A 12604-nucleotide genomic window follows, 5' to 3' on the forward strand; every position below is an offset into this window, starting at 1 on the left:
TTTGTTGAAAATTGTAAGGCATTATTTGGATAATTGTTCTTTAGTTAGGGGAATTTATATATATAAAATAAGTGAGCAAGGGTGAAGTAGTATGGAAAGGTTAGTTATAAATGGAGGCTACAAGCTTAGGGGAGTAGTAGAAATTGCTGGTGCAAAAAATGCAGCTGTAGCTATATTACCTGCAGCTATATTAGCAAGTGAAGGGAAATCTATAATAGATAATATACCTGATATAGAAGATGTTCACTGCTTAGAGAGAATACTTAAAGGTTTAGGATGTACTGTAAATAAGATAGATAATAATACTTTAGAGATAGATTCATCAGATATGAATACGGTAGAAGCATGCACAGCAGATGTGAGAGCTATGAGAGCTTCTTACTATTTCATTGGGGCTATGTTATCAAGATTTAAGAGAGCAAAGGTAGATCTTCCAGGAGGATGCCCTATAGGGGTTAGACCTATAGATCAACATATAAAAGGCTTCGAAGCTATGGGAGCAGAGGTTATAATAGAGCATGGTGCTGTAAATATAAAAGCAGATAGATTAGTTGGAGCTAACATCTTTTTTGATGTTGTAAGTGTAGGAGCTACTATTAATGTTATGATAGCAGCAACTATGGCTGAAGGCGTAACTATATTAGAAAATGTTGCAAAAGAGCCACATGTAGTAGATGTAGCAAACTTCCTCAATTCAATGGGTGCTGATATAAAAGGTGCTGGAACTGATATAATAAGAATAAGAGGAGTAGAGTCTATGAAAGGACACAACTATAGTGTTATACCTGATCAAATTGAAGCAGGTACTTTCATGATTGCTGCTGCTGCAACTAAAGGTGATGTTACAATAACAAATGTTATTCCGAAGCATCTTGAATCAATAACTGCCAAGCTTTTAGAGATGGGAGCAATAATTGAAGAAGGCGATGACAGTATTAGAGTTGCGGTAGATAAGCCGTTAAGAGGAGTTAGCATAAAGACTGCGCCATACCCTGGATTTCCAACAGATGTTCAACAGCCTATGTCTACGCTTCTTTGTGTAGCTGATGGAAGAAGTATGATAACAGAAACAATATGGGAAAGCAGATTAAAACACCTTGATGAACTTAAGAAGATGGGTGCATCTGTGAAAGTTGAAGGCAGAGTTGCTGTTTTAGAAGGTGTAAACAAGTTGACAGGTGCAATTGTAAAGGCTACAGATCTTAGAGCTGGGGCTGCAATGGTTATTGCAGGCTTAGTTGCGGAAGGAAAAACTGAGATATGCAGTATTGAACACATTGATAGAGGGTATCCGCATATAGAAACTAAGTTTAGAGAATTAGGTGCAGATATATACAGAATACAAGAGGAATAAAAAATAGAATCATGGGGGAAAAGGCATGATATTTTGCTCATTATACAGTGGTAGTAGTGGCAATAGTATATTTGTGCGTTCAGATAGCGGAAAAGTACTAATAGATGCTGGGCTGCCAGGGAAGAAAATTGATTCAGCTTTAAGTGAAATAGGACAGAATCCTTCCGAAATAGATGGAATATTTATAACCCATGAGCATTCAGATCATATTAAAGGTATAGGAGTTTTATCTAGGAAGTACAATATTCCTATATATGCAAATGAAGCTACTTGGAATGCCATGGAGAATCAAGTAGGCAAAATAAAAGAAGAAAATATCAGAATTATAGATAAAAGAAGTACAATTGAAGTTAAAGACTTGGAAGTTAAGTGTTTTAATATACCTCATGATGCTGCTGGCCCTATGGGGTATACTATAAGGTCTAAAGGGAAGTCAGTAAGTGTTGCAACAGACTTTGGTACATTCACTGAGGAGATAAAGGAAAATATAAAGGATTCTGAAGTTATACTTTTGGAAAGTAATCATGACATACAGATGCTTAAATATGGACCTTATCCATATCCTTTAAAGCGAAGGATATTAAGTGAAATAGGGCATCTTTCAAATGAGGATTGTGGTAAAGCAATTGTAGATATACTTACAGGAGATGAGCCTAAGAAGATAATATTAGGGCATTTAAGTAATACCAATAATCATCCGGATTTAGCTTTCCAAACAGTATTAAATGTATTGAATGATAACAATATAAAAGATGGAAGAGATGTTTATCTAACTCTAGCAGATAGACATAAACCAAGTAGTTATATCGAGCTTAAATAATTTAAATATAAGAAAGGTATGATATAATGAGCGATTATATTGAAAAGCTAAGTTGTGAAGATCATGTGGATATGGCAATCGATGAGTACATAGATAAATTTGAGACCTTTCCTACTTTAGAAAATACGGATACTGGAATATGCAGTTATTGCAAGTTGAAGGCAGTATACAAAATCAGTGGGGAAAAATAGCAAATTATAAATTATAATCTTGAAAAACATAGAAGTAATTAGTATAATTTCAATAGAATAACATTAAGAAGGAGATAATATAATGAGTTTATATAGTCAATGGACAGATATGGTTGTAGATTATGTTAAGACTAAGGGGGAAGCAGCTTTTTGGTCAGAATATAGTGATATAGAAAGAAGAATATACACTGAACTGCTTGGTAGTCACAATACAGTAAAGAAAGCTACAATTGAACAGTTAGCTAAAGATTATAACACAACATCAGAATTTGTAATGGGATTCGTTGATGGTATAAACGAAAGTCTTAAAAATCCTTATGAGCTTGAAAGTATAGCTGCTGATCAAGAATTAGTTTTCGATATAGATTTTGAACAACTATATTTTAATATGTTAGATGCTAAAGCTGACTATCTTTACGATCTTCCTCAATGGGATGGAATATTCTCAGTAGAAAAAAGAAAAGAAATAGGTGTTCAGTATAGAGAATCAAAAATAGCAAGAAATGAAAATAAAATTGGTAGAAATGATCCATGTCCATGTGGAAGTGGAAAGAAGTATAAAAAGTGCTGTGGTAAAGGCGAATAGATACTAGGTTTAAACTAGGTATTGATATAAAGGGTTCGGTAGTTACATCTACTGAACCTTTTCCGTATTCCATAACTTCATATAAAATATATAGCAATAAAAATAGTGAGAAAGTGTTAATGAATTGGTAATGATAACGATAACTATGTGTGGAGATAAATACTAGAATATTACATAAATGACAAGTGGAAGATCACTAAGATGAATGTTTTAGTTTTATTTTAATCTTGCAAATAAAAACCAGGAGGAAAAGTATGAAGAAAGAAAAGCAAAAGAATAGTTTAGGGTTTAGAAGTATAAGAGTAAAATTAATATTATTTTTTATTTTAATATGTCAGATTCCACTATTAGCATTCGCTTTAATATCTAACTATCAGTCAAAAAGTACATTATATAATAAGTTAAAAGTGACTACTACTCAAGAAATTGATCTAACTAATAAGATAATTGATAATTATTTTTTAATATTTTCTAGCGCTATAGATACTATGTCTGAGTTGGATGATATAAAAGGTGATGATGCCAGTGTATTAGATGTGCTTAAAGGATTTAAGGACGAGAATCCGGATATAGTAAATGATTATGTAGGCTTGGTTAATAAAAAGATGACTATATATCCGGAGACTACTATGCCAAATGGTTATGATCCTACTACAAGACCATGGTATACAGATGCTATAAACAATAAAGGAAAGGTTTCGTTTAGTTCTCCATATAAGGATGCAGCAACAGGTAAGTTAGTTATTTCTCTATCAAAAACACTTGAGAAAGATGGGCAAGTTATAGGTGTAGTATCTATAGATTTAAGCTTAGAAAACTTAGCTAAAACTTTTTCAAATGTAAAGGTAGGAGAAGAAGGATACGTCTATATATCTGACAACAAAGGAGTATTAATTTCTCATCCTACAGCTAGTTTGGTTGGAACTGATGAAGCTAAGAAACAAAGTTTCTGGAATAATGTTGAAAAAAACCCAAATGGATTTGAAGAGTATACATTTAATGGAGATAAGAAATACGTAAGCTATGATAAGAATAAGGTAACTGGATGGATTATATTTGCATCTATGAATGAAAGTGAACTTACTAAAGATACTAAAGTGTTAATAAAGACTTCTATAATAGATATGATAATAACTTTAGTAATTAACATAGGTGTTGCATATGGAATAAGTACATATATAGCAAGAAATATAGATAAGATAAGACTAGGATTAAATAAAGCAGCGAACGGTGATTTAACTCATAAGGTTGTTATAAACACTAAGGATGAGTTTAGCCAATTAGCTGATAGCTTTAATGAGATGATAACTAGTATGAATTCATTAATAGCAGGAGTAAAAGAATCATCTTTAACAATGGAAAGCACAGCGGTAACAATAGCAACAATGAGTAGTGATGTTACCACTGCAATTAGTGATGTAGCAAAAACTGTAGACCAGGTTGCTGCTGGAAGTTCAGAGCAAGCTAAGGATATTGAAGAGGGAGTTTATGAGCTTCAACAACTTATAAGTGAACTTAAGGTTGCCTATGATCAAATAGAGAATATGACTAGTTTAGCAATGGTAACTCAAGATATGACTAATGATGGAATAACAACAATGGACGTACTTAGTGAAAAATCTGAAGAGACAAACAAGTCATCGCAAAATATTGAAGAAGCAGTAAATGATATGACAAGCTCGGTAGGAACTATCAAATCCTTCACTAATATCATAAATGAGATAGCGGAACAAACTAACTTGCTTGCTTTAAATGCAGCAATAGAAGCAGCTAGAGCAGGGGAAGCAGGAAGAGGCTTTGCAGTAGTTGCTGATGAAATAAGAAAGCTTGCTGAACAAGTAACAGAATCAACTAAGGAAATTGGTTCCATAATAGATTTAGTGGACTCAAAATCAAGGAATGCACTTAATGCAATGGAAAATACAAAAACGGCAATCAGCAGTCAATCAGAAGCTGTTGAACAGACTAAGAATAATCTTCAGACTATATCTGAATTTATGGGCTTATTGTCTGAGGCTATAAACAGTGTTAAAACATCTATAGATGTAGTGGACAAGAGTAAGGACCACATAATGGAGAACATGCAGAGTATGTCAGCAATATCTGAAGAAACTGCAGCAAGTACAGAAGAGGTTTCTGCATCAACAGAAGAAATATCTGCTACAATGGATGAATTTAATCAAAACGCAGAAGTGTTAAAAGAAATAGCAGTTACATTAGAAGAAAAGATAGATAAATTTAAATTATAATAAGTATATAAGAATAGAAATTAGCACCGAGTATATTAATCGGTGCTAATTTTTTTTGTTCTTTAGAGTTTTATAATTCAATTAGGTCTATTGCTATAGATGTATCACTTTTATCCGAAATCTATTTTTAAAACTCTCAAGGGTTTTGGTGCTATGATGAATTTAATGCCTGTGTGCCAAATTGAATAGAATAAACCTATGATATAATTATTTTAGCGATACAAGACTAGTTAGCAAGATTTATATCCTGTTAATTTAGAACTAAATGTAACTATAATATTTGGGGGTGTTTGCTTTGGATTTAAATGTGTGTTGGTCAAAGGAAAAAAAGATAGAAAGAACTATTGAAGCTCTAAATAAGAATAGTATTAATGGATACTATATAAAGAGTAGAGAAGAGCTTATAGAAAAGATTTGCGAGTTGGTTTCAGAAGGTGAAACTGTGAGCTGTGGAGGTTCTGCTACACTTACTGAGACAGGTTTACTTGAACATCTAAGAAGTGGAAGATATAACTTTTTAGATAGAGCAGCTAAAGGAATTACAAAAGAAGGAATGAAAGAAGTTCATAGAAAGACTTTTAGTGCAGATGCTTTTTTTACAAGTACAAATGCTTTAACTGAAGCCGGAGAACTATTTAATGTAGATGGTGGAGGAAACAGGATAGCAGCTATGCTTTTTGGCCCGGATAAAGTTATAGTAGTGTGTGGAGTAAATAAGATTGTTAAGAATATTGAAGAAGCTGTAGAGAGAAATAAGAGAATCTCAGCACCTATAAATGCAAAAAGACTTAATAGGAATACTCCTTGTGCAAAAGTTGGTTATTGTATGAATTGCAGTAGTAATGATAGAATTTGCAATGAGTATACAGTGATAAAAAGACAAGGTGACAATACAAGGATGCATGTATTAATCTTAAATGAAAACTTAGGCTTCTAAGAGAATAGGTTTATCTCATATTAAAAGGATCTTTAATAGCTGAATAGTATATTAAAGTTCTTTTTTTACTGTATAGGAAAGTATAGTGAAATGCACTCAAAACCGCATTTTATAAGTAAATTTTTAAAAAGTTATTTAGATAAGATTTTAACTTGTTTATGTGTTTAAGAATAATATACATCATTATGGAGTCTCATCACATATAATTAGTTGGGACAGATGGCAGGAAAGTTAAATAAATTCAGGTTAACGTTGCTACTACAAAATGGCTTGTTTACTCTTTTAGTTAGTAAATATATAATAAATAAGAAATAATATTAGGTATGAACTTATGAGCTAAGAGATAAAAACAGATTAGGAGATATAGATTTATGAACATAACCTTAATAACAGTAGGTAAAATAAAAGAAAAGTACTTAAAAGATGCTATAGATGAATATTCAAAGAGACTAAAAAGATATTGTAAGCTAGATGTTATAGAGTTAACTGATGAGAAGACTCCAGACAATGCATCGGAAAAAGAAGAGCTTCAAATAAAGGAAAAGGAAGGGCAACTTATACTAAAATCCATAAAAGATACAATGTATGTTGTAGCCTTAGATTTAAAGGGTAATATGATATCCTCAGAAGAATTTTCAACCCTTATAGGTGACTTGGGAGTTAAGGGGGAAAGTCAGTTATGTTTTGTAATAGGTGGGTCCTTAGGTCTATCAAAGGAAGTTATACAAAGAGCTAATTATAAGCTTTGTTTTTCTAAGATGACATTTCCTCATCAATTGTTTAGAGTTATGCTTTTAGAGCAGATATATAGAGCTTATAGGATAATGAAAGGTGAACCTTACCACAAGTAAATCAAGATAAATTAGAGCTAATCAAAATAAAGAAATCACCAGAAGGTGATTTCTTTATTTTCTTTGATGAAATTTAATAGAACTTGATTTTATCGGAAGATAGTGTTTGTTAGAAACTATAGGAAACTCCGTATCCTCATACATAGTTTCTTGTATTAAATAAAATTGGTTTTCTGGCGATATTGGGGATGCTTTTGCTGTAAAATTGCCAGAGGTTGAATATTTAATTTCGGTTAATACATTACTACATATATCATAAATGTCCTTTTCTACAAACTGTAGAACTTTATCTTTATCATTCAAATCTATATTAAACTTTGAGATGGTTTCTATTGGCAATAAGGTAAAAGAGTAAGCAGAGGTATACTCTTGTGATTTATACCATCTATCTATTAATACTACAGCAGCGGTTTTTTTTCCTAAGGTTTGATTGAAATAGTCTGTGGAAGGTTCTATACGTAGCTGCAACTTAACCTCATCTATGGTATCAGTTGAACAGCTATACACTGGATGTCCAATAGTCTCTAAGCCAATAGGTTTATCAGAGTGACACTTTATTATAAAGTTTCCCTTTCCTCTGATATTTTTAACTACTCCATCATCTTGCAGTAGCGCAAGTGCTTGTCTTAACGTTGTTCGACTAACCCCAAGTAGCTTTGATAGATCTGGTTCTGATGGTAGTCTACTTCCTTCAGGAAAAGTACCTTCATTAATCATTTTAAAAAGTCGATTATATACAGCTACAAACTTTAATTCCTTTTCCTTTTCAACAATACTAAATTGATCCATTAAAATAACACCTTTCTGCTGAGTATGAATTTGTCTAGACAAGTATATCCACTAGCCTTTAAGTTGTATACAAAATATTATTAATATTAATTATAGCTATAATTTTATGATTAAACAATAGAATACTTATAATAGCTTTGTTATAGCTATAAAGGAACTATATAAAGCGTGAATTTATTAAGTTAAAACTATCTTAACCACTTTAAATAACTGATAATTATTAAAAAATTAAAGCGTAACAGAGCGGGTAGAAAAGAACTTGACAGGAAAAAGTAGACATGCTAAACTCAGTGTATAGACAAAGTACAAGTAAATAGACATGTTAAAGATATATTTATTTTTTATAGCATATCTGTAAACGTATAACGAATATTATTTATATTAGAGATATATGGAGGGGCAAATATGATTTACTCACAAGGTTCAGGAAAACAATATCATATTAATGTTGGAGAAGGGGAAGTTGGAAAGTATGTAATACTACCAGGAGATCCAAAAAGGTGTGAAAAGATAGCAGCACACTTTGATAATCCTAAATTAATTGCAGACAGCAGAGAGTACGTTACATACACAGGATACTTAGATGGAGTTAAGGTAAGTGTGACCTCTACTGGTATAGGTGGTCCATCAGCTGCCATAGCTTTAGAGGAACTGGTAAATTGCGGCGCTGATACTTTTATTAGGGTTGGAACTTGTGGTGGAATGGATATAGATGTTAAGGGTGGAGATGTAGTTGTAGCTACTGGCGCTATTAGAATGGAAGGTACAAGTAAGGAATATGCACCAATTGAGTTTCCTGCAGTAGCTAACTTCGATGTTGTAAACTCATTAGTTAAGGCTTCTAAGGATTTGAATAAAAGTTATCATGTTGGTGTAGTACAATGTAAAGACTCATTTTATGGACAACATTCTCCAGAGACAAAACCAGTTAGTTATGAATTGATGGACAAGTGGAATGCATGGTTAAGATGTGGAACGCTAGCATCTGAAATGGAGTCTGCAGCTTTATTTGTAGCAGGTAGCTATTTGAAAGTAAGGGTAGGATCAGTATTCTTAGTGGTTGCAAATCAAGAACGTGAAAGAGCAGGATTAGAAAATATACAAGTACATGATACAGAAGCAGCAATAGAAGTTGCTATAGAAGGTATTAGAAACTTAATAAAGTCTGATAAAGAAAAAATAGGTTAGTAAGATAATTTGTAAAGCATAAGGAGGGGTAGAATGGATAAGTATCAAGATATCATAGATAGAGCATTTAAAGCAGCTGAAAATGCGTATGTACCTTATTCCAATTATCAAGTTGGAGCGTGTGTTTTAACGAAAGATAATAAATATTTTATAGGTGCTAATGTTGAAAATGCATCTTATGGTCTAACAAACTGTGCTGAAAGAAATGCAATTTTCCAAGCTTACTCAAATGGGTATAGACAAGAGGATATAGAAGCTATAGCCATTGTAAGTAATGGTAAAACCTTAGCAACTCCTTGCGGAGCATGTAGACAAGTGTTAGTAGAACTATTGGAGAGACACACACCAATAGTGTTATCTAATCATAAAGTAGAGAAGATAACTAATATTGAGGAATTACTACCAATGTCTTTTACTAAAGAAGACTTGGATTAATAAAGAGTAGGATAATCTCTAAGTAGATTATCCTATATGTAAAACAAATGTGGAAGCGCTTACAGAGGAAGGGTATATACAGGTAATGGATAATGCAATTAGTAATGTGAAGAATAAATCATATAAGAGTTTTATAATAAGGATAGTAATATCATTAGTGGGAGTTTCACTTGTAGGTTTTGGATTAGCTTTTAATTCTGCAGGGGCGTTAGGAAATGACCCTGTGGCAGTTTTATATGATGGTGCTAGAAATATGCTTGGGCTTCAGCCAGAAAAACTTGGACTCGTAACTAACTTAGTTAATTTTATTCTGTTGGCCATGGTGTTCATCTTTGGCCGTAGATATATAAATATAGGAACATTTATATATGCACTTCCTATGGGTAATTTCGTGAGTATAGGATTTAAGTTTTATGAATCCCTAAATATAACAAGTAGTTTAGGTGGAAGAATACTAACTTCTTTTTGCGGATGTTCAATGTTATTTTTAGGTATTGGTATATTTATAGCAGTGAACATAGGAATGGACCCAGTTACAGGTGTAATTATGGTCTTAAGAGATAAAATAAATGCTCAATATAAGATAGCTAAAATAATATGTGATGTTATATCGCTATTATTAGGTTTCACGCTTGGAGGAAAGATTGGTGTTGTCACAGTTATTGCAGCTTGTATAGCTGGACCGATTATACAAAAGATATCAGAAGTTTTTGATAAAACAATTCTAAAGAAGATGAACTTAAGTAAGTTAGTTGTTGAGTAACTAGATAAAAATAAAAGGAGATAGATGATATGAGATTTTTCTTAGATACAGCAAATGTAGAACATATTAAACAAGCCAATAGAATGGGAGTAATCTGTGGTGTTACTACAAATCCATCATTAATAGCCAAAGAAGGTAGAGACTTTAATGAAGTCATAAATGATATAACAGAAATAGTAGATGGCCCCATAAGTGGAGAGGTTGTGAGTGAAGATGCAGAAGGAATGATAAAAGAAGGTAGAGAAATAGCTGCAATTCACAAAAATATGATAGTAAAGATTCCAATGACAGTAGAAGGTTTAGCGGCTACTAAGGTTTTAGCTGGCGAAGGAATAAGAACAAATGTAACTCTTATATTTTCAGCAACACAAGCTTTACTTGCGGCTAATGCAGGCGCAACTTATGTAAGTCCATTTTTAGGAAGATTAGATGATATATCAATGGATGGAATGGAATTGGTAAGAGATATAGCAGAAATTTTTGAAATCCATGCTATAGAAACAGAGATAATAGCAGCTAGCGTAAGAAACTCAATTCATGTTATACAAGCAGCAAAGGCTGGAGCACATATCGCTACAGTTCCTTATAGTTTGGTGCTTCAAATGGTAAAGCACCCATTAACAGATCAGGGATTAGAGAAGTTTAAAGCAGATTGGGAATCAGCTTTTGGAAAGTAGAATTAAATTTAAGTAAAGTATTAGTAGTAGGTAGAAAGTTTATAATAGTAGTTGATATAATAAGTGAAAAGCTTGTGCAATTAAGTAGATTTAAAATCTAGACTAGATAGTTTTAATGGGTCAATAGCTAAATTTGTGTAAATCAAAATTAGCTATTGACCCTAGTTGTTTAGGCTTGCAATATAGACAGTTTGGATATACATGAGCTTATTACTTTATATTATTGACTTCTTTTAAGATGTCCTCAAGCTTTTCCACGGATTCTATTCGATCATTACATTTGTCACTATCCAAACATATAGTAAAGCCGATTGATTTATAGCCACCTTCTGCAGCGTTAGATGTCTTACAGATAGGAGAAACAAAGGCTACTTCATTTTCTACGTGTATACAATTGCACAAGGAACAAATATTAGCCTTTTTAGAGTCTGTACTTGTTATCCTACACGCCATACCTATAATTTTATCATCCATATTGTAAGCTACAAATAGTTTGTTACTAGCTTTATCAATCCAACCTAGGTATACATTTTTTGAATTTTCTTGATTTAGGTCTGGCAACTTAAGTTTCTTTTCTTTTTTAAACAGTTTGCTGATTTGAGTGCTTGTGATTACAGGCATACCATATGCATATTTATCTAAACTAGTTAAATAATTATTGATATCAGATGGATCATTTATTTTGTCAAGGATAAGTAGTTCTCGCTCTTCTTCTGATAAGCTAGGAAAAAGATTGAATATCTTATCCTGTGTATATGATTTAAAAGCATCAATGACATTGCTATCAGAACAAGTTTTGTAAGTGTTACTTAAATCATTTAAGCATCTTTTTATATAATTATATTGATGTTTCTTTATAAAAGCTTTCATAAAATTCATTGCCTCTTTTCTAAAGTATATCTTTAAGGTTTATATTGCCTTAAATAAGATGGTCTCTATGGGGTTACTACAATAAAATAATAACATGAGTTAAAATAAGTGCTCAATCTAATTAATAATTCTGTAATGATTATGAGCATAGAAACATTTTTGTTTGTGATCTTTACAGGTATAAAATTCTAATTGAGAACTTTATAAAAACACAGTATAATATAAGTATAATTTATTAAAACAATTAGATGTAAATATATATGAAAGGTGTAAATAGTATGATTTGCAAACATGAATTGGGATTAAGAATCACTCCTTGCGAAGGCCATAAAAACTAAATCGGCTATGCTTTGCTTGGAGATTAATTTATTAAAATAGCTGATGTTGAATTTTATGGTCTTATTTAAGTTCTTTTTGATTTTCACTAAAGAGCTTTAATTAGCGTTCAATTATTCAGCATTGGTTAATTTAATAGATAATTTCATACATTTATTCCTTTATATTAAGAATAAAAACTGTTGCAAACATAGCTTTGTAACAGTTTTTTTGGTCTTTGCTTCAACAAAAAATTAAATTTTTGGAGGAGTAAAGATATGAAGTATAGTAATGCATACAATGTTTTGCCAGATGATATAGTGAAAATTATTCAAGAATATGTGAATGGTGAATATTTATATATACCTAGAAGAGAAGAAGAGCAAAAGAAGTGGGGAGAAAATAGCGGTTCAAGAAGTTCTTTAAAAAGAAGGAATGAAGAAATTTACCTAAAATATATAAGCGGTGCTGCAATTTTGGATTTAGCTCAGGAGTATTATCTTTCTGATAAAAGTATAAGAAGGATTATTGGTCAGCAAAAGAAGATTGTGTTCAAGAATAATACAGAATGATAAATAA

General features: G+C 32.0%; 14 protein-coding genes. 12 read left to right on the plus strand and 2 right to left on the minus strand.

Annotated features, from left to right (window positions below; genetic code table 11):
* Window positions 1-91 precede the first annotated feature (91 nt).
* The 7 genes from JHL18_RS09685 to rlmH all read left to right on the plus strand — a co-directional run bounded on the left by JHL18_RS09685 (window position 92) and on the right by rlmH (window position 6988).
* On the plus strand, window positions 92-1354 hold the full coding sequence (locus JHL18_RS09685) for a UDP-N-acetylglucosamine 1-carboxyvinyltransferase (RefSeq protein ID WP_200268562.1): 1263 nt from the start codon (window positions 92-94) through the stop codon (window positions 1352-1354).
* Between the two features lie 25 nt (window positions 1355-1379).
* Window positions 1380-2174 carry an MBL fold metallo-hydrolase gene (locus JHL18_RS09690; protein WP_200268564.1) on the plus strand — a complete coding sequence of 265 codons (795 nt, stop codon included), beginning with the start codon at window positions 1380-1382 and terminating at the stop codon, window positions 2172-2174.
* A 26-nt stretch (window positions 2175-2200) separates the two neighbouring features.
* A complete protein-coding gene (locus JHL18_RS09695) occupies window positions 2201-2365 on the plus strand; it encodes a CxxH/CxxC protein (RefSeq protein ID WP_200268567.1) in 165 nt (54 codons plus the stop codon).
* 82 nt (window positions 2366-2447) lie between these two features.
* Window positions 2448-2951, plus strand: coding sequence for an SEC-C metal-binding domain-containing protein (locus JHL18_RS09700; RefSeq protein ID WP_200268569.1), 504 nt, complete (start codon window positions 2448-2450; stop codon window positions 2949-2951).
* 254 nt (window positions 2952-3205) lie between these two features.
* Window positions 3206-5200, plus strand: coding sequence for a methyl-accepting chemotaxis protein (locus tag JHL18_RS09705; protein WP_200268571.1), 1995 nt, complete (start codon window positions 3206-3208; stop codon window positions 5198-5200).
* Between the two features lie 295 nt (window positions 5201-5495).
* Window positions 5496-6137: a lactate utilization protein gene (locus JHL18_RS09710; RefSeq protein WP_200268573.1), complete on the plus strand. Its 642-nt coding sequence runs from the start codon at window positions 5496-5498 to the stop codon at window positions 6135-6137.
* 371 nt (window positions 6138-6508) lie between these two features.
* Window positions 6509-6988 (plus strand): 23S rRNA (pseudouridine(1915)-N(3))-methyltransferase RlmH, encoded by a 480-nt coding sequence (gene rlmH / locus JHL18_RS09715; protein WP_200268575.1) that lies wholly within the window; start codon window positions 6509-6511, stop codon window positions 6986-6988.
* A 54-nt stretch (window positions 6989-7042) separates the two neighbouring features.
* Here the strand turns inward: rlmH and JHL18_RS09720 are convergent, their stop codons facing one another.
* Window positions 7043-7777, minus strand: a complete 735-nt coding sequence (locus tag JHL18_RS09720) for a GntR family transcriptional regulator (protein WP_200268577.1) — start codon at window positions 7775-7777, stop codon at window positions 7043-7045.
* 405 nt (window positions 7778-8182) lie between these two features.
* Here JHL18_RS09720 and udp point away from each other — a divergent pair, with 405 nt between their 5' ends.
* From udp to fsa, 4 genes are all read left to right on the plus strand, one after another.
* Window positions 8183-8965 (plus strand): uridine phosphorylase, encoded by a 783-nt coding sequence (gene udp, locus JHL18_RS09725; protein ID WP_200268579.1) that lies wholly within the window; start codon window positions 8183-8185, stop codon window positions 8963-8965.
* Window positions 8966-8998: 33 nt separating this feature from the next.
* A complete protein-coding gene (gene cdd, locus JHL18_RS09730; RefSeq protein WP_200268581.1) occupies window positions 8999-9400 on the plus strand; it encodes a cytidine deaminase in 402 nt (133 codons plus the stop codon).
* Between the two features lie 85 nt (window positions 9401-9485).
* On the plus strand, window positions 9486-10163 hold the full coding sequence (locus tag JHL18_RS09735; protein ID WP_200268583.1) for a YczE/YyaS/YitT family protein: 678 nt from the start codon (window positions 9486-9488) through the stop codon (window positions 10161-10163).
* A gap of 29 nt (window positions 10164-10192) precedes the next feature.
* On the plus strand, window positions 10193-10840 hold the full coding sequence (fsa, locus tag JHL18_RS09740) for a fructose-6-phosphate aldolase (RefSeq protein ID WP_200268585.1): 648 nt from the start codon (window positions 10193-10195) through the stop codon (window positions 10838-10840).
* Between the two features lie 210 nt (window positions 10841-11050).
* On the opposite strand, the gene JHL18_RS09745 is transcribed toward fsa, so the two are convergent.
* Complete coding sequence (locus JHL18_RS09745; RefSeq protein WP_200268586.1) at window positions 11051-11710, minus strand: FusB/FusC family EF-G-binding protein; 660 nt, start codon at window positions 11708-11710, stop codon at window positions 11051-11053.
* Window positions 11711-12303: 593 nt separating this feature from the next.
* On the opposite strand from JHL18_RS09745, the gene JHL18_RS09750 reads away from it, so the two are divergent.
* Window positions 12304-12597, plus strand: a complete 294-nt coding sequence (locus JHL18_RS09750) for a CD3324 family protein (RefSeq protein WP_200268587.1) — start codon at window positions 12304-12306, stop codon at window positions 12595-12597.
* Window positions 12598-12604 lie beyond the last annotated feature (7 nt).

The sequence above is a fragment of the Clostridium yunnanense genome (genome assembly GCF_016595795.1).
Classification (GTDB): domain Bacteria; phylum Bacillota; class Clostridia; order Clostridiales; family Clostridiaceae; genus Clostridium_AR; species Clostridium_AR yunnanense.